This is a genomic window from Elstera cyanobacteriorum, from assembly GCF_002251735.1.
Taxonomy (GTDB): domain Bacteria; phylum Pseudomonadota; class Alphaproteobacteria; order Elsterales; family Elsteraceae; genus Elstera; species Elstera cyanobacteriorum.
This window is the reverse complement of sequence record NZ_NOXS01000030.1, coordinates 144,365-161,830: the sequence shown is the minus strand read 5'-3', so window position 1 is coordinate 161,830 and position 17,466 is coordinate 144,365. Positions and strand designations below refer to the sequence as shown.

At 62.9% G+C, this 17,466-nt stretch carries 19 protein-coding genes; 14 read left to right on the top strand and 5 right to left on the bottom strand.

Translation table 11 applies throughout. The features are described 5' to 3' along the window. The first annotated feature begins 86 nt into the window (after window positions 1-86). Both CHR90_RS06700 and CHR90_RS06695 read left to right on the top strand, forming a co-directional pair. Window positions 87-965 (top strand): ATP-binding protein, encoded by an 879-nt coding sequence (locus CHR90_RS06700; RefSeq protein ID WP_094408222.1) that lies wholly within the window; start codon window positions 87-89, stop codon window positions 963-965. Further along, the gene (locus CHR90_RS06695; RefSeq protein ID WP_170941320.1) at window positions 962-2,362 is read left to right on the top strand and encodes an MATE family efflux transporter; all 1,401 of its coding nucleotides are present in this window, start codon (window positions 962-964) and stop codon (window positions 2,360-2,362) included. Before CHR90_RS06700 ends, CHR90_RS06695 begins: the two co-directional genes overlap by 4 nt. 44 nt (window positions 2,363-2,406) lie before the next feature. On the opposite strand, the gene CHR90_RS06690 is transcribed toward CHR90_RS06695, so the two are convergent. Both CHR90_RS06690 and CHR90_RS19410 read right to left on the bottom strand, forming a co-directional pair. Continuing rightward, entirely contained in the window at window positions 2,407-3,525 is a 1,119-nt protein-coding gene (locus CHR90_RS06690) for a porin (RefSeq protein WP_094408220.1), read from the bottom strand. Window positions 3,526-3,711: 186 nt separating this feature from the next. Next, window positions 3,712-4,953, bottom strand: coding sequence for a hypothetical protein (locus tag CHR90_RS19410; RefSeq protein WP_170941319.1), 1,242 nt, complete (start codon window positions 4,951-4,953; stop codon window positions 3,712-3,714). A 282-nt stretch (window positions 4,954-5,235) separates the two neighbouring features. Here CHR90_RS19410 and CHR90_RS06680 point away from each other — a divergent pair, with 282 nt between their 5' ends. The 6 genes from CHR90_RS06680 (at window position 5,236) to holA (ending at window position 11,351) form a co-directional block, all read left to right on the top strand. Then, entirely contained in the window at window positions 5,236-5,901 is a 666-nt protein-coding gene (locus CHR90_RS06680) for a YggS family pyridoxal phosphate-dependent enzyme (protein WP_094408218.1), read from the top strand. Beyond that, window positions 5,902-6,519 carry a winged helix-turn-helix domain-containing protein gene (locus CHR90_RS06675; RefSeq protein ID WP_094408217.1) on the top strand — a complete coding sequence of 206 codons (618 nt, stop codon included), beginning with the start codon at window positions 5,902-5,904 and terminating at the stop codon, window positions 6,517-6,519. It abuts the gene before it with no gap. Window positions 6,520-6,665: 146 nt separating this feature from the next. Further along, window positions 6,666-7,190 (top strand): DUF3576 domain-containing protein, encoded by a 525-nt coding sequence (locus CHR90_RS06670; RefSeq protein ID WP_094408216.1) that lies wholly within the window; start codon window positions 6,666-6,668, stop codon window positions 7,188-7,190. Window positions 7,191-7,207: 17 nt separating this feature from the next. Continuing rightward, window positions 7,208-9,796: a leucine--tRNA ligase gene (gene leuS / locus CHR90_RS06665; RefSeq protein ID WP_094408215.1), complete on the top strand. Its 2,589-nt coding sequence runs from the start codon at window positions 7,208-7,210 to the stop codon at window positions 9,794-9,796. Then, window positions 9,783-10,310: an LPS assembly lipoprotein LptE gene (lptE, locus tag CHR90_RS06660; protein WP_094408214.1), complete on the top strand. Its 528-nt coding sequence runs from the start codon at window positions 9,783-9,785 to the stop codon at window positions 10,308-10,310. The genes leuS and lptE overlap by 14 nt, the downstream gene beginning before the upstream one ends. A 6-nt stretch (window positions 10,311-10,316) precedes the next feature. After that, window positions 10,317-11,351, top strand: a complete 1,035-nt coding sequence (gene holA / locus CHR90_RS06655) for a DNA polymerase III subunit delta (protein ID WP_229671575.1) — start codon at window positions 10,317-10,319, stop codon at window positions 11,349-11,351. A gap of 18 nt (window positions 11,352-11,369) precedes the next feature. Here the strand turns inward: holA and CHR90_RS06650 are convergent, their stop codons facing one another. Genes CHR90_RS06650 through gstA form a run of 3 tightly spaced genes read right to left on the bottom strand, consistent with a single transcriptional unit; the run spans window position 11,370 to window position 12,589 of the window. Further along, complete coding sequence (locus tag CHR90_RS06650) at window positions 11,370-11,585, bottom strand: tautomerase family protein (protein WP_094408213.1); 216 nt, start codon at window positions 11,583-11,585, stop codon at window positions 11,370-11,372. Window positions 11,586-11,601: 16 nt separating this feature from the next. Continuing rightward, window positions 11,602-11,979: a nuclear transport factor 2 family protein gene (locus CHR90_RS06645; RefSeq protein WP_094408212.1), complete on the bottom strand. Its 378-nt coding sequence runs from the start codon at window positions 11,977-11,979 to the stop codon at window positions 11,602-11,604. A gap of 1 nt (window position 11,980) precedes the next feature. Beyond that, a complete protein-coding gene (gene gstA, locus CHR90_RS06640; protein WP_094408211.1) occupies window positions 11,981-12,589 on the bottom strand; it encodes a glutathione transferase GstA in 609 nt (202 codons plus the stop codon). A 113-nt stretch (window positions 12,590-12,702) separates the two neighbouring features. Between gstA and CHR90_RS06635 the strand changes: the two genes are divergently transcribed. From CHR90_RS06635 to CHR90_RS06610, 6 genes are all read left to right on the top strand, one after another. Continuing rightward, complete coding sequence (locus CHR90_RS06635; RefSeq protein WP_229671574.1) at window positions 12,703-13,125, top strand: winged helix-turn-helix transcriptional regulator; 423 nt, start codon at window positions 12,703-12,705, stop codon at window positions 13,123-13,125. A 171-nt stretch (window positions 13,126-13,296) separates the two neighbouring features. Continuing rightward, complete coding sequence (locus CHR90_RS06630) at window positions 13,297-14,094, top strand: PilZ domain-containing protein (RefSeq protein ID WP_094408210.1); 798 nt, start codon at window positions 13,297-13,299, stop codon at window positions 14,092-14,094. 63 nt (window positions 14,095-14,157) lie between these two features. Next, entirely contained in the window at window positions 14,158-15,564 is a 1,407-nt protein-coding gene (locus CHR90_RS06625; protein ID WP_094408209.1) for an undecaprenyl-phosphate glucose phosphotransferase, read from the top strand. Window positions 15,565-15,592: 28 nt separating this feature from the next. After that, window positions 15,593-15,844, top strand: coding sequence for a hypothetical protein (locus CHR90_RS06620; protein WP_094408208.1), 252 nt, complete (start codon window positions 15,593-15,595; stop codon window positions 15,842-15,844). A 15-nt stretch (window positions 15,845-15,859) separates the two neighbouring features. Continuing rightward, window positions 15,860-16,651, top strand: a complete 792-nt coding sequence (locus CHR90_RS06615) for a gamma-glutamyl-gamma-aminobutyrate hydrolase family protein (RefSeq protein WP_094408207.1) — start codon at window positions 15,860-15,862, stop codon at window positions 16,649-16,651. A 6-nt stretch (window positions 16,652-16,657) separates the two neighbouring features. Next, complete coding sequence (locus CHR90_RS06610; protein ID WP_094408206.1) at window positions 16,658-17,455, top strand: YihY family inner membrane protein; 798 nt, start codon at window positions 16,658-16,660, stop codon at window positions 17,453-17,455. The last annotated feature ends 11 nt before the right edge of the window (window positions 17,456-17,466 follow it).

Here is a 17,466-nt window from a genome sequence, read left to right as displayed (position 1 = left end):
TTTCTCTCAAAACATATCCGACCTCGGATATTTTCTCTGGACAAGCACCGCTAAGACGGTTTCACTGCCGCGTGAGGAAACGACTGATGACCGATTTTTCGACCCTGCTGCCGCATTTGACCCGCATCGCCGACGCGCTGGAGCGGCTGGCCCCGCCCGCCAACCCGGCGCTTGATCTGACGGCGGCGGATGCCTTCGTGTGGCACGCCGACCGGGCGTGGTTGGAGCCGGTGCCTACGGTGGCGCGGGTAGAAATCGATCTGCTGCACGGGATCGACCGCTCGAAAGATCAGCTTGTTTCGAATACCGAACGGTTTGCAAAAGGCCTGCCCGCCAATAATGCCCTGCTGTGGGGCGTGCGCGGGATGGGCAAGAGCAGCCTGGTGAAGGCCGTGCATGCGGCAATCAACGCCAAGGCCCCGGTGGACCCGGCGCAGCGCTTGGCGTTGATCGAAATTCACCGCGAAGATATTCCGTCGCTGCCGCAGCTTTTGTCGGTCTTGCGCGGCCAGTCGCGCCGCTGTCTGCTGTTCTGCGACGATCTATCGTTCGATGCGGGCGATACGACCTATAAATCGCTGAAAGCGATCCTGGACGGCGGCATCGAGGGGCGACCGGAGAATGTACTGCTCTACGCCACATCCAACCGCCGCCACATCCTGTCGCGCGATATGATCGAGAACGAGCGGTCAACGGCGATTCACGCCGGGGAGGCCGTCGAAGAAAAGGTTTCGTTATCGGATCGGTTCGGGCTTTGGCTGGGGTTCCACGCCTGCGACCAAGATACCTATCTCGCGATGATCACCGGCTATGCCGAGCGGTTCGCGCTGACCTACCCCCCCGAAGCCCTGCGCGCCGAGGCGCTGGAATGGGCGATTACGCGCGGTGCCCGCTCCGGCCGCACCGCTTGGCACTTCATTCAGGATCTCGCCGGACGCCTGGGACAAGAGTTACGCTTATCATGACAAACCGCCTGATCCCTGCCGCTTGGCGGGCCGAAAGCCGGGCGATGCTGCTGCTGGCGGCGCCGGTCGCGCTTGGGCAACTGCTGCAAATGGGGATGAACCTCACCGATATGCTGGTGATCGGGCGGTTGGGCAAGGAAGCCCTGGCCGCCGCCGCCCTTGCCCAAGGCTTGTGGGTCTTCTTCTGGTTCTTCGGCATGGGGCTGGCGACGGTCACGGCGCCGCTGCTCGCCCAAGCCCAAGGGGAAGGCGATACGGCGGGGCAGGCGCGGGTGCTGCGGCAAGGGCTGGTGCTGAATTTGCTCATCGGTCTCGGGATCGTCGCAATCCTCGGCTGGTCCGAACTGCTGCTGCTATGGCTCGGGCAGGCGCCGGATCTGGCGCGCGAGGCCGGGCATTATCTGCAAGCCCTGCGCTGGGCCATTCCGCCGCTGTTGCTGATGACGGTGTGCCGCAATCTATTCGTGACCTACCAGAAGGCCAACCTGTCCTTGGGCTTTACCAGCGGTGCTTTCGTGCTGAATGCGGGCCTTGATATCGTGTTGGTCTTCGGCGGTCAGGTCATTGGTCTCAGTGCGATTCCCGCCTTCGGCCTGATCGGCGCCGGGATTGCGACGGCAGTGGGTTGCTGGCTGATGGTCGCGGCCATGCTGATCTATATCGTCACAAAAGCCCCCTTCCGCGCAGTTTGGGCGCAGGGCGGGCGTTGGTGGCCCGATGCCGCGCTGTGGCGCAAGATGCTGGTGCTCGGCCTGCCGATTTCGGTCACGATGGTCATGGAAGTCGGCCTGTTCGCTATCGCCGGGATGCTAATGGGCTGGCTGGGGACCGACCCGCTGGCGGCGCATCAGATCGCTATCCTGATCGCCTCTGTCACCTTCATGGTGCCTTGGGGCATTTCGCAGGCCGCAACGGTGCGCATTGCCGCTGCCGTCGGTCGCGGCGATGCGGAGGCCGCCGCCCAAGCCGGGTGGGTGGCGCAGGCGATGGGCCTTGTGTTCATGGGGGCGATGGCGCTGGTGCTGTGGCTGATGCCACATCCCTTCGTGCGGCAGTTTTTGGATGCCGAGGCGGCGGCCAATGTCGCCGTGCTCGATCTCGCCGTGACCTATCTGGCGATTGCGGCCCTGTTCCAGCTCTTCGACGGCATGCAGGTCATCGGGGTCGCCAGCCTGCGCGGCCTGTCGGATACCAAAGTGCCGATGTTTTTTGCGATCTTCGGTTACTGGGGCGTCGGGCTGACCACGAGCTATCTGCTGGGGTTCGTTGCCCATTGGAAAGGGGTCGGCGTGTGGATCGGTCTGGCGACCGGCCTTGCCGTGGTGGCTTTCCTGATGGTTTGGCGCTTCCGGGCGCTGACGGCAGGGCGAGGGCGGGCTATTCCGCAACCAATCTGATCGGGGTGGGGGATGGGGTAGAGCGTGGCTCTACCCCTTTTGGTTTAGAAGTCCACGCGCGTGCGGAAGGTGAACTGCGTGCCTTCGTTGCTGGTCTTCCCGGTCTTCAGGCCGCTAGCGGTTTCGATGTCGAGGAAAGCAACGTCCGCCTGCAGTGACAGGCCGGGGGCGAGCTGATAGGCACCGCCAACCCCAATCACGCGATCCTTCAGATCGCGCCCCACCGGCTGATCCGTCTCATTCTCGGTGTAATTCGCGGCGACGGCCCAGGCATTGGCGACGGTATAGGATAGGCCGACGTTCCAGCCGGTGGTTTCCGCCGTGCCGCGCACCGTGCGCGCCTTATTGGTTTCGCCATTGTCGAAGTAATTGCCACCGAAGGCGATGGTCTGACCGGGGGCGATGTCATAGCTCGCAACTGCGCCAAGGCTGAGGACGGAGAAATCACCGACCGTTTGCACTTTTTCTTTCGCCGTCAGATAGGCGGCGGTGGCCTGCAAGCCAAAGGCGCCGAACTTCTGCTGGGTGGTCAGGGCGAATTCCAACTCGTCCTTATAATTCCCGCCCGTCACATCGCTATTGTCGCGCCGATTGTTGCGGCCCGTGTCGCGATATTCCGGCGTATAGGTCACGCCCGCTTGGAACCCGGCAACGCGCGGGGTAATGTAGGAAACGCGCGTGGCAAACGTATCGCGGTCGAAGTAGAAAAAGCTGTACGATCCAAAATTGGCGAAGGAAACCACATCGCCCTGACCAATCCCAACATTCGGCGTGGCGGTTTCGAGCTGAGTAGCGACGCCGCTATTATCGCCAAGTTGGATTTGCCCCCAGCGATCCCCTTTGAGATAGACGAATTTACGATCAGCCCCTAGGACGTCCTGGTTATTCTGCCCAGCACTATTCTGATTATTGCGTAGGCGGGCGTCGAACCCGTAAACGAGGCCGTTTTCCGCCTTGGCTTCGGCCTTTAGGTGCAGTCGGTAGTCGATCCGCGCCTCGCGGTCCTGAACATTCGCAGTATCGTCCTGCATAAAGCCGAAATCGGACCGGACGCTACCGCCGATGGTGACCGTAAAGGGGGCCTTCGTAGTGACCTGTTGCGCCAAGGCGCTGCCGCTGACGAGCAGAACGCCGGTGAGGGTGCCGAACAGTTTCAATCGCATGGGGAAAATCCTTGTGACCGGCCGTCCAAAGGGCGGTCGGAGATTAACGCTGTTACGAGTAGATAATAACAGTGTTCATGGATTCAATGGGTGGCGCTATGACGTTTTCAAGACGAAATCGCCGGACTCCCCAAAAAGCAATACCCCCGCGCCGGGGTGGGCGCGGGGGTATCGAGCAGCGCTGGATTAATAGGCTTCGTCGACCGTCAGGCTGGGCTTCCCGGCCCGGCTTTTGACCAGCGCATCATACTTATTAAGCGCGCGGGCCATCGCGTCGGAGATCGAGGGATTGCCGGTGGCCAGCACCTGGCCCTGCTCGCTGGCGGGCGGCAACTGCCGGTTGGCAGCTTCGGCGGCCTGGACTGCAGTGGGGTTCGGGGTGCTGGGTTTGGTGGCGAGGGTGTTATTAACCTCGCGCCGTTCCAGCGTCACGGGGGCGCGGGTTGTGCTGCGGCCCGTGCGTTCGGGCAGTTTGAACCAACCTTTGTCCAGCGGCGCGTCGGCATCGGTCGTTGCCGCAACGGCGGCAGGATTGATGGGCGGGGCGGCGGGCGGCGTTTGCGGGGCGGAGCGCTGGGCTTGAAGGGCTGCAACCCCGGCGAGGCCAGAGAAAGATTGCGTCGGATCGCCGCCGCTCGGTTGGCCCGGCAAGCCTGGCTGTGCTGCCGCTTGTCCCGGTTGGGCTTGGCCCTGCGGCTGAACTGCCATCATGGCGGCAGCGGGGGTAATCATGCCCCCTGATGGAATGCTGGATTTGCCGCCGATAAAGCCGGTCGCCCCGGCGGGCATGGCGGCACCTGCGCCGCCAATGGCCGTCATCGGGCCTTTGCCGGTCACGGCGATGCGGCCGCCTTCTGCGGGAAGCGCGGGGGCGCCGGACGCGATACTCGGCACGGCAGGGGCGGTCGCGGGGGCCTGCGCAATCTCTGCAGCCGCGATGGGCGCGGCTGCGGGCTGCGGAACAGCTTGGCTGGCGTCGGCGACTTCGGGGCGCTTCGGTTCAGCGGTTTTGGCCTTCGCGATATTCTGCATTGCGTCTTTGCCCAAGGGATCACCCTTGACCATCGCAACAAGGTTACCGCCGATATCACGCCCAGTACCGTCTTCGATAGCAGCGTCGACCATGCTCGCCACCAGCCCAAGCGGGCCGCCGAATAGACCACCGCCGATGATGCGAGCGGCGGGGGAAATGGTGTCGCCCGTGATTTCGCGGTAGAGCGGGGCGATGATCGGCAAATGCTGCAGCGGGTTGATCGTATCCAGCAGATCGGCGAAGGTCAGCCCGTCGTCGGTGGTTTTACCCTCGGCAAGGGCTTTATCCTTGACGTCTTCGACACTGGCAACGGTATCGCTGTCATCGGTTTGCACCCAGCGGGCGTCGGAAAAAGGTCTGTCCGAGGACGAATCGACAACCAGTTTGAGTGTCATGTAACCGCCCCCTTGATGCCGACCCGATACCACCGATATTTCTGCCCAGGATTCCATCCCGTTGTCTCAGGGGCAAGCAAATTTCAGGCCGCCTGACCGATACGGGGTTTGCACCCAAGCAAAAGAAGTCTTACAGACTTGTAACCTGTGTCGGATCATACTCTTGTTCGGATTTCTTATAAAGTCGCGTAAGACGGGACGGGATAAGCCCGCCGTGACAAATATGCCGGGTGCGCAGGGGCGCTAGGCCGAATCTGCCGAGGCGGAGAAGGAGAGACAGGAATGAGCGGAATTGCCGAGGCGTTGGCCGAGGTGCGGCAGCAGATCGCCGGGGCGGCGGAGGCGGCGGGGCGAGAGGCGGCCGGGGTTACCTTGGTCGCGGTCTCCAAAACCCACGGTGCCGATGCGGTCGCCGAGGCTATCGCCGCCGGTCAGCGGGTGTTTGGCGAAAATCGGGTGCAGGAAGCGCAGGAAAAATTCCCCGACCTCAAGGCAGCCCACCCCGACTTAGAACTGCATCTCATCGGCCCGTTGCAGACCAATAAGGTCAAACAGGCGGTGGCGCTGTTCGATGTGATCGAAACGGTGGATCGTGAGAGTCTGGCTGACGCCCTGGCCAAGGAAATTGCCAAGGCCGGGCGGCGGCCCGCCTGCCTTATCCAAGTGAATACCGGCGAGGAAGAGCAGAAGGCGGGCATCCCCCCGCGCGAAGCGCTCGCCTTCATCGAGCGTGCCCGCACGGTCCATCATCTGCCGGTGACGGGCCTGATGTGCATCCCGCCCGTCGATGAGGAACCAGCGCTACATTTCGCGTTCCTGCGGGAATTAGCGCTGAAGGCTGGGCTAACGACCCTGTCGATGGGCATGAGCGGCGACTACCCAACGGCAGTGCGCTTTGGGGCTACCCATGTGCGCGTCGGGACGGCCATTTTCGGGCGGCGGGGGTAAATGGGGGGCGCGCCGCTCTGGATCGTCGAACCTGACCCCCTCGTGCGCCCGATCCTGGCGGCGGCGGTGGAAGGGGTGACGGCGGTGGCGATCGAGATGGTGGAGGCTCTGCCCAACGCGGCGCCGCCCGCCGGGGCGCTCATTCTCTCGCTCCGGCCCGGTGAACTATGGCCGGACTGGGCGGCGGCGCTGCCGACGGTCGCGATGGTGACGAAGGGTGATACTCGCCCCTGGCCGCCGGGGTGGGAGGTTTTGGAAAAGCCCCTGCATCCGGCCCTCTTGCGCGCCGCGCTTCTCCGCGTCCTTGAGGCGGCACCAATACAGGACAGCCTGCCGATTGCGGGGGGCGGCCTGCACCTGACCCGGCGGCTGCTGAGCGGTCCCGGCGGCGAAGTGCGGTTGACGGAGAAGGAAGCGGCACTGTTGCGCCATTTGTTGACGGCGTCCGCGCCGGTCCCTCGGGCCGCTCTGCTGGCCGAAATCTGGGGGTACCACAGCGACACGCCGACCCGCACGGTGGAAACCCATGTCTATCGGTTGCGGCGGAAAATCGAAGCGCTGGGGTTGCCCTTGGTCATCGAAGCGACCGGCGACGGCTACGGCGCGCGCGGGGGATAGCCGTTTTTCCCTTTGCGCGCTTGCAACGGCGCGGCGCATGCCCTAGCGTCCCGCACACTGCCGGGCAAAGCATGCCCGCGCGGGGGCCTGTCCGCGCGCTGTGGTCCGGGTCATTGGGATCGTTCGAACAAAGGATTGAACCGGTCATGCGTGCCGTTTCCCTGATTGGTATACTGCTGCTGGGCAGCGTGTTGACGGCCTGCGGGGGCCTGCCCAAGGGCGAACAAAATTATCCCAAGACCGAGGATGAGCGCGATGCCGAGCGCTTCGGCAAGGTGACCGGCGAGGATGGGATCGTCCTCTTTGGTGCCCGGACGCTGCCGCGGGGGGCCGAAGGCGGCACGGGCATTGGGGTAAATACCTATCTGTGGCGCGCTTCGCTGGATGCCTTGTCGTTCATGCCGCTGGCCTCCGCCGATCCTTTTGGCGGCGTCATCATCACCGATTGGTACAGCCCGCCGCAAAACCCGAACGAACGGGTGAAGGTTACGCTCTACGTCCTCGACCGCGACCTGCGTGCCGATGGGGTCCGCGCTGCCGTGTTCCGTCAGGTGCAGAATGGCGCCAATTGGCAGGATGCCGCCGTCGATCCGCGCACCGGCACCGATCTTGAGGACGCGATCCTGACCCGCGCCCGCCAGATGCGCATCGCCGCCCAGAACCGCAAATAGTCTGCTGAAAAGTCAAAATGGCCCGTTACGCGATTAAAGAAACCGAAGCGAAATGGCAGGCCGCCTGGGCCGACGCCAAGGTGTTCGACGCTAAGATCGACCCTGCCAAGCCGAAGTATTATGTGCTGGAGATGTTCCCTTACCCGTCGGGGCGCCTCCATATGGGCCATGTGCGGAACTATGCGATGGGGGATCTGACCGCCCGCTATAAGCGCGCGCGCGGCTATAATGTGCTGCATCCGATGGGTTGGGACGCTTTCGGCCTACCGGCGGAAAACGCTGCGATGCAGAACAACCGCCACCCGGCGGAATGGACCTACGCCAATATCGACAGCATGCGCGCCCAGTTCGGGCAGCTTGGCGTGTCGTTCGATTGGGGGCGGGAAGTTGCCACCTGTCATCCGCAGTATTTCCGCCACGAACAGAAGATGTTCTTGGATTTCTGGAAAAACGGCCTCGCTTACCGCAAGAAAAGCTATGTGAATTGGGACCCGGTGGAAAACACCGTGCTGGCCAACGAGCAGGTGGTGGACGGTAAGGGCTGGCGCTCCGGCGCGCCGGTGGAGCGGCGGGAACTCAATCAATGGTTCCTGAAGATCACCGAATATGCCGATGACCTGTTGGCGGCGATTGCAACGCTGGACCGCTGGCCGGACCGCGTGCGCATCATGCAGGAAAACTGGATCGGCAAAAGCCAAGGCGCGCAGCTTAACTTTGCGCTGACCGAGGCGAGCCGCCGTCCGGGCTTTGACGCGGTGGAAGTCTATACCACCCGCCCGGATACGCTGTTCGGCGCCTCCTTCCTTGCCATCGCCGCCAATCATCCGCTGGCGCTGGACCTCGCAAAGACCGATACCGCCGCCGCCGAGTTCATCGCCGAATGCAACCGCATGGGCACGTCGGAAGCGGTGATCGAGCAGGCAGAAAAGCTGGGCTATCGCACCGGGTTGTTCGTACAGAACCCCTTCGTGCCCGGTCAGGAGCTGCCGGTCTATTTGGCGAATTTCGTGCTGATGGACTATGGCACCGGCGCGCTGTTCGGCTGCCCGGCCCATGACCAGCGCGATTTCGATTTCGCCACGAAATATGATCTGCCGATTGTGACGGTGGTGCGCCCGCGCGATGCCGACGCCAGCTATACGGTCGGTAAGGCCCCGTTCTCGGACGATGGCATTCTCATCAACTCCGGCTTCCTCGATGGGTTGACGGTGGCCGAGGCCAAGAAAGCCGCGTGCGACCATATCGAAAAGCTGGGCATCGGCACGGTCAAGACGCAGTTCCGCCTGCGCGATTGGGGCGTTAGCCGCCAGCGCTACTGGGGCTGCCCGATCCCGGTCATCCACTGCCCCACCTGCGGCCCGGTCGCGGTGCCGGACGATCAACTGCCGGTGACGCTACCCGAAGATGTGACCTTCGACGCGCCGGGTAATCCGCTGGATCGCCACCCGACGTGGAAGCATGTGAACTGCCCAAGCTGCGGCGGCGCGGCGACCCGGGAAACCGATACGCTGGATACGTTCTTCGAAAGCTCTTGGTATTTCCTGCGTTTCGCCTCCCCCCGGTCGGAGCAGGCGTTCGATAAAGAAGCGGTCGATTACTGGCTGCCGGTCGATCAGTATATCGGCGGCGTCGAGCATGCCGTCCTGCATTTGCTCTATTCGCGCTTCTTTACCCGCGCGCTGAAGCAGTGCGGCTATGTGGATATGAAAGAGCCGTTCGAAGGCCTGTTCACGCAGGGCATGGTCTGTCACCAGACCTATAAGTCGGCGGATGGGCAATGGCTGTTCCCGACCGATGTGCAGCAGGACGAGACCGGCGCGTTCCTCGAACTTTCGACCGGCAAGGCGGCGACGCCGGGCCGCGTCGAAAAAATGTCTAAGTCGAAAAAGAACGTCATCGACCCGGACGAAATCATCGCCGCTTATGGTGCCGATGCCGCGCGCCTGTTCGTGCTGTCGGATTCGCCGCCGGAGCGCGATTTCGAATGGACGACGGCGGGCATCGACGGGGCGTGGCGCTACGTAAACCGCCTGTGGCGCCTAACGACTGAACCCGCCGCCGATAAGCCGCTGGCCGCCTATGGCGCCCCGCAGCCGGAGGGGATTTCCGGTGCGGCGGATAAGCTGTTGCGCCTGACCCATAAGACCATCCGCGACGTGACCGATGGGCTGGAAAACTTCCACTTCAATAAGTCGGTCGCGCTGATCCGCGAACTGACCAATGCGGCGGAAGATCTGACCGGCAGCGATGCGGCTTCGGCCTGGGTTCGCCGCTTCGCTTTGGTCACCGTCGTGCGCCTGATCGCCCCGATGATGCCGCATGTGACGGAAGAAATCTGGGCGGAACTCGGTCATAGCGCCGACGGTATGTTGGTCAACCAACCGTGGCCGAGCTTCGATCCGGCGCTGACGGTCGATGCCAGCGTGACGATGGCCGTGCAGGTCAACGGCAAGCTGCGCGCGACGCTGGAGTTGCCGCGCGACATCAGCCAAGCCGATGCCGAAGCGGCGGCGCTGGCCGATCCTGCGGTGCAGCGCGTGCTGGAAGGGCGGGCGCCGAAGAAGATCATCCTCGTGCCGAACCGTTTGATCAATGTGGTCGGCTAAGCCAATAGCCGCCTGGCGCGCCGCCGTTTTGGCGGCGCTGGCCCTCGGTCTCACGGGCTGCGGCTTCCAGCCGCTGCACGGGCGCGGACCGGGGCAGGTGGCGCCTGAGAGTTTGCAGCAGGTCCGCATCAACCCGATTGCCGACCGGTCGGGGCAAATCCTGCGCGGGCTGCTGATGGATCGGTTGCAGCCGCAGGGCGCCGCCGCCGCCCGCTACGCCTTGGATGTGACGCTGAACGAGGGGATTTTGGAAGTTGCCAAGCGCAGCGATGCCACCTCCAGCTATTCGCGGCTTGTCTTGAACGGTGGTATGCGCTTGACCGACCTGCAGTCGGGTAAGCCGGTCCTGTCGGAACCCGTGCGCTCGGAAATCGGCTATATCAATCTCGAAGGCGGCTACGGCACCTTGCTGGCGCAGAATGAAGCGCGGGAACGGGCCGTGCAGGATCTCGCCAATTCCATCAGCCTGCGGCTGGCGGCTTTCTTGGCCCAGCGCGGGCAGCCGCAGCCGTAGGCCAGTGTGAAGCTCGCGCGCGGCGGTTCTGCCGAAGCCCTGCTGAAACAACCGAAATCCCCCCTGCGGGCGGCGCTATTTTACGGGCCGGATGCCGGGCTGGTGCGCGAACGGGCGGCAAACCTTGTGGTCGCGGTGGCGGGCAGCCGCAATGATCCGTTTCAGGTGGTCGAACTCTCGGTGGCGGCGCTCAAGGAAGACCCGGCCCGACTGAACGACGAAGCGGCGGCGCTGTCGATGATGGGCGGACGCCGGGCAATCTGGCTGCGCGACGCGACCGACGCCGGGTTAACCGCCTTGCTGAAGGGCTTTCTTGAAACCCTGCCGGGCGAGGCGGTGATTGCGATTGAGGCGGGGGATCTGGCCGCCAAATCCTCCCTCCGCGCGCTGTGTGAAAGCCATGCGGCGGCGGTGGCGGTGCCGTGCTACCACGATAGCGGCGCCGACCTAAGCCAAGTGATCGCCGAAACGCTGCGCAAGGCAGGGCTGACACCGGAGCCGGATGCACTGGCCTATCTGACCCAGCATCTCGGCGGTGACCGGATGATGAGCCGGTCCGAACTCGACAAGCTCACGCTCTATCTGCACGGCCAAAGCCGGGTGGCGCTGGCCGATGTGCAGGGGGCGGTTGGGGATAGTGCGGCCCAGTCGCTGGATGATGTCATTCAGGCCGCGCTCGACGGGCGGACCGAGGCGCTTGATCTCGCCTTCCGCCGGGCGATGATGGACGGCGAATCGCCGGTCGGCATTCTGCGCGTGCTGTTACGCCAGATGCAGCGGTTGCATCTCGTCGCGGCGCAGATGGCAGGCGGAAAAACCGCCGAGGCGGCAATTGCCGCGCTGCGCCCACCGCCGTTCAAGCGCGATGCGGAGCGGTTGGCGCGGCAGGTGCGCCATTGGCCCGTCGCGCGCGCCGCCGCAGCCTTGGGGCGGTTGCATGAGGCGGAGGCCCAATGCAAAGCCTCGGCTTTACCGGATGAGGTGATGTGCGCCCGCGCCCTGTTGGAAGTTTCAGAAAACGCCCGCCGCCAGCGGCGCTGACGGCGGGCGCCCAAACGCTTAGCCCTTTTCGGCTTTCAGCTTTTGGCGATAGGCCTCCACCGGCAAGCCGCCGATGCCCCAATGGGCCATCTCCACCTCGTCGATGACGACGAAGGTGGTGGCGGGGCTCTTGTCCAGCACATCGACAAGAAGGTCAGTGACGCCTTTGATCAGCGCGGCCTTCTGGTCGGGGGTCGCGCCTTCCTTGGTGATCTTGATATTGACGTAGGGCATAGTCTCTCTCCGCCGGTTAGGCTTTTGAGTCGTCGCGGTGGAAGGTTTTTGAGATGATCTGCCAGCGCCCATCGAGTTTGATCAGCGTCAGCAAGTCGATGAACTGCGCCGTCCCGATGGCGCAGGTGACGGTCGCGATGGCGGTGACCGGTCCGGCGAGGGCGATGGAGACAATCGCATCGCGGCGCGCTTCCCCCCGGCTGGCGGGGGACGGGCGGGCATCGACGACGGGGAAATATTCGTCCATCGTCCGGTAGAGCAGCGTTCCGTCCGACGCGCAGACATACTGTGCTTTCGGATGGAAGACCTGCCGCAAGCGGCCGGTATCGCTGTAATAGAGCCCGTCAAAATAGGTTTGCAGGACGGGCGTGATCTCGGCGAAGGCGGTTCCCATCTTAGGCCAGACCTTCAACGGCGAGTGCCGCCTTGACCGTTGGGCGGGCGCGAACCCGATCCAGGAAGGCCGCGAGTTTCGGCCAGCGGTCAAAGCCGATGCCCGTCGGTCCGGCCCACCCGGCGACGACGAAGACATAGGCGTCGGCAACCGTGAAGGCCTCGCCGGTCAAATGTGCCCGCCCGTCGCTCAAGCGCTTTTCCAGCCAGTCGAAATGCCGGGCGACCGCCGCCGGGGCGGCGTCTTTAGCCGCCTGCGGGGCGGCGGCGTTGAATAGCGGGCCGAAGGCTTTATGGAGTTCAGAGGCGCAGAAGTTCAGCATTTCCTGCACCCGCGCCCGGGCAACGCTACCCGCTCGCGGGGCAAGCTGCGTGGCACCCGCATGATCGGCGATGAATTGCAGAATGGCCGCGCCTTCGGTCAGCACGCTGCCATCGGGCATTTCGAGGGCGGGAACCTGCCCTTTATCGGTGATCCGGGTATAGTCAGCCCCGGTTTCGGTCGTCTTGCTGGCGAGATCGACCCGCTCCAAACCGAAAGGCTGGCCGATTTCGCGCAGGGTGATGTGCGAGGCGAGCGAGCAGGCGCCGGGGGAATAGTAGAGTTTCATCGAACGGTCTCCAAAGAGGATCAGAACCGCCTTTCAGATACTGCGGAAGATTACCTATTGTAACCAGGTGATGATTGGTTATTGTGATTATGGCGTTTCCACCGGGTAACTGGATGTCCGATATGCCTTTGAAAATGCGCAAAAACCTCTCGCCGCCCCCCCATCCCGAATGCCCACTGATGGAATGTATGGGCCTGCTGGGCGGGGCCTGGACGCCGAATATCCTCTGGCATCTCGCCGGGGGCGCCCGCCGGTTCAACGAGTTGCGCGCCGATATTCCGGCCGTTTCCGCCAAGGTGCTGACGCAGCGTCTGCGCGATCTCGAAGGCAAGGGGGTGCTAAGCCGGACGATCATGCCGACCTCGCCACCGTCGGTCGAATATGCCCTGACCGACCTAGGGCAGGAGTTTCTGCCCGCCTTGCAGAGCATCGTCGAGATCGGTCATCGGTTGAAGCAGCGCCGGGCGGCGGACGCACTGGCGCGTGTACCGACCGCGCGCGAGAAGGGCAAAAATTTCGAAAATGTTAACGGTTAAAGGTTAGTGTAAGACTGTGATTTCGCCCGTATGACGCGCTTTTTAGTGTTTTAGGCTTCGATGATTTTGTTTGTGCTTGGTTTTTTGGTACAGTGTCTCGATAGTGCGAAGGATCGACCGGCAGTGTTTGTCGGCCGTCGTTGCGCAATGGTCCAAACTTGGCGATAGCCCATGTATTCCGATAAAGACCGCGAAATTCAGCGGAAGATGATGGAAGGTAAGATACAGCGCATCGACATCGACGTCGATCGTGCCCGTATCGCCGCCGCGACCGGCCGCGTGGCCGAGGTGGAGCGGATCGTGCGCAATGTGCGCGGTCAGCTTCAGGACAAGATGATCCCACGCGAATATTTCATCAAGGTGACCGAGGCGGTTAAATCCATCTCGCTCGATGCCAATGTGAAGCTGGTTGATCTATCGCTCGAACAGGCGCGGGAGTTTGCTTTACAGCGCCTCGAAGGCAAAAAGCAGGACGCGGTTAAGGTCGCTAAGGAACATCTTCTGAAGGCGATGGAACTGGGGGCGACCCAGGGCTTTAAAGACCTTGTGCTTAAAAAGATCGACCTGATCTCGATGACCGGCGGGCATCGCCAAGAAGGGCCGACGAAGGCCAAACCGGCGGAAGCGATGCCGAAGATCGCCAATGTCGCGAAGGGCGAGAAGCGCAATTACACGCGCTTTGAAGAGCCGAAACTGCAAGTGAAGATCGCCGAGAAAGTCTTCACCACCATCGATTGGTCGATCGGCGGGTTGCTGATTGCCGACTATGACGGCGAGATGGACCAAGGCGCCGAAACGCAGGTTAACTTCAATCAGGTCGGCGGGGAACGCAGCTATTCAGCGACGATCCGCGTCGTTCGCCGCGATTCGAAGAAAAAGACCCTGGCAGTCCGCTTCACGCGCTCGACAATGGACGCCTTGGAGTTTTTCCGAAATTTGATGAAGCAGCACGCCCAGCGCGCTCTATAGTCCTGTCCTGGAAGACCGGTAACGGTCTTCCTTCCCCTATCCTGATCGGTGCGCCTTCCTGTCATGAGCGACGTCCGCGCGTTTCCCGCCTCCGACCGAACGACCCTGATCACCGGTCTGCTCCGTCTGACCGATGTCGTGCTGGTGGCGGGGGTCGCCTATACGCTGTTCTGGTTTCACAATAATACGCTGCGCATCCCCCATTATTACCATCAGATCATCCTGCTGGCGGCGCTGCTGACGGCGAATTTCGCCCATGTCGCGGGCATTTACCGCCCGGCTTCCTTGGCCTCGACCTCCTTGCAGGTGGTGCGGATGGCGGCAGCCTGGACGATGGTGGCCCTGGCGGTCCTCGCCTTTGTGTTCGTTACCGACATTACTGAATGGCTAAACCGCGCCTGGGCGCTGCAATGGTATTTCGGCGTCTTTATCGCGTTTACGCTGACGCGCTTTGTGATCTGGCACCGGCGGCGGCGGGCGCGGCGGCACGGTGATCTGACGGCGCGGATTGCCCTGGTCGGCGCGCGCGACCTGGGGCGGAAGGTGCTGGAGCAGTTGCGTCAAGACCCTTACGTGCAGGTGGTGGGGGTTTTCGATACGCTCGATCCGGCCGAAGCCACGATTGAGGGGGTGCCCTATCGCGGCTCGGTCATCGATCTTGTGCGGTTGGTGCGCCAGGAACGGATCGATGAAATCGTTATCGCGATGATCGACCGCTCGGAAGAAGAAGTGGCGAGCGTGCTGGCGAAGCTGCGCGACGTGCCGATCAATACGAAATTCTGTGCCCATACGCTCCGCTTTAATCTGCCGGTGCGCGGTTTTTCCACCCTGGGCGGTCTGCCGCTGCTGCACGTCTTCCAGCGCCCCTTGAGCGCCTGGGGGCAGGTGCTGAAGGCCTTGGAGGATCGTATCCTCGGGTTCTTCATCCTGTTGCTGGCGCTGCCGGTGATGGCGGTGGTGGCGATTGCCGTGAAGCTGGATAGCCCCGGGCCGGTGCTGTTCCGACAGAAGCGCTATGGCTTTAACAATAACGAGATCACGGTCTTCAAGTTCCGCTCGATGCGCAACGACCCGAACCCCGATCCGTCGGTGCCGCAGGCGCAGCGCAATGATCCGCGCGTGACCCGGGTGGGCAGCTTTCTGCGCAAGTCGAGCCTGGATGAGCTTCCACAACTTTTTAACGTGTTGCAGGGTACCATGTCGCTGGTGGGGCCGCGCCCGCACGCGGTAGCCCATAACGAGCATTACGCGGCGATTATCGACGGTTACCTCGGTCGCCACCGGGTGAAACCGGGGATCACCGGCTGGGCGCAGGTCAACGGCTATCGCGGCGAGACGGATACGCCGGAAAAGATGCGGATGCGCGTGCAGTACGATCTTTACTACATTGACAATTGGTCCCTCAGTCTCGATCTGAAAATCTTGCTGATGACCGTGTTCGTCGGCTTTGTGAACCGGAACGCCTATTAGCCGGACGGGCTGGGGAGAGGGGCAGAGGATGCGCAGGGAACCTGAGCTGATTATCGATCCGGGCCGCGGCCCCTATCGCCCCGACAGCAAGCTGAAGCAACTGCTGCGCGTTGTCGTGGCGATTGCCGCATTGGCGGCGGTGATCGGGATGGGGTTTCTGCTCTTGGCGGGGCTGTTCACGATCCTCGCGTTCGTCCTGCCTGTCCTTTTGGTTGCTGCGATCATCTTTGTTCTGGTCAACCGCCGCCGTGTGCGCACGATTATCGTGCGGCGCGGTTAGCGAGAGGAAAGCCCCATGCCCCAGCGCCGTTCTGTCCATACTGCCCCGCGCCCGCCGGTGATCGGCGTTACGGCCTGCATTCGCACCGTCGATGGCAGCCGGACCCATACGGTCGGTGAGAAATATATCCGGGGGGTAACGGACGGGCTGGGCGGTCTGCCGCTGCTGATCCCGGCGTTGGGCGACGATCTCGATATTGGCGCCGTAGTGGCGACGCTGGATGGTTTGCTGGTCACCGGCAGCCTATCGAACGTCGAACCCCATCATTATGACGGCCCAAGTGCGGCGGCAGGGACGCTGCACGATCCGGCGCGCGATGCGACGGTGCTGCCGCTCATTCTGGCGGCGCTGACGGCGGGTGTGCCGCTGCTGGCGATTTGCCGGGGCCATCAGGAACTGAACGTCGCCCTCGGCGGATCGCTGCACCAGCGCTTGCACGAGCTTCCGGGCCGGATCGATCATCGCGCTCCCGATAGCCCTGATCTCGATATTCAATATGGTCTCGCCCATCCGGTAACGCTGACCGAGGGCGGGCTGTTCCAGCAGCTCAATGGCGGCGACACGCGCTTACAGGTCAATTCGCTGCATTGGCAGGGGATTGACCGGCTGGCCGATGGGGTGGAGGTCGAGGCGGTGGCCGACGATGGCACGGTTGAAGCCGTGCGCGTGACGCGGACCGAGAGTTTTGCCGTCTCCGTGCAATGGCACCCGGAATTCAAAGTGCGGGAAAACCCCTTCTCGTTGGCGCTGTTCGGGGCATTCGGCGACGCCGCGCGCGCCTATGGCACCCGCCGCCGGGCGCGCTGAGGCATTATGTTTCTAAAATTCTGCGGGAGTGTCTTGAAGCGGTTCTCGCAGGAACGGGTGGCCATCCTCGCCGGGTCGCTGGCTTTTACGACGCTGCTAACCTTGGTGCCGGTCGCGATTCTCGTGTTTGGCGTCGCCGCCCGGTTTGAAGGGATCGGCGATTGGATCGTGCAGGCGCGTGGCGTCATCGTCTCCAGCTTTGTGCCGGTCGTCGGCGATCAGGTTGATCAGCAACTCACGACCTTCATCAGTAACGCGGCGTCCCTGCCCTCGTTCCTATTGCCTGCTCTCGCAGTATCAATGTTTTTGCTACTGATCGAAGTCGAAACCTCCTTCAATTTTATCTGGCGCACCGAACGGCATTGGCCGTGGAGTATCCGGCTGGTCGCGCTGATCGTGGCCATTGTTGCCTTGCCGCTGCTGGCGGCGGCGAGCGGTTGGGCTTTGGGAACCGGGCTGTTGGGCAGCGATGCGCCCTGGCTGGTTGCCATCCGGCATGGGGTCACGCCGCTGATTGGCTTTGTCGCGTTTCTGTTCATGTTTATGGTTTTCCCGGCTCGGCGCGTGCATTGGGGGGCGGCGGCGATCGGTGCCAGTGTCGCAGCCCTTGCGCTGACCGTCGCCAAGTGGATTTTTGTCTGGTATATCGCCGCCGCGCCGATTCAAAACTTGATCTATGGCGCTTTGGCGGCTTTGCCCCTGCTTCAGCTCTGGATGTTCATTCTCTGGGTGCTGATCCTCTTCGGGGGAACGGTCGCCGCCGAGGCCCAGGATTGGTTCGAAGCGCGGAGGGCGCGCGCCTGAGAGGAAGGACG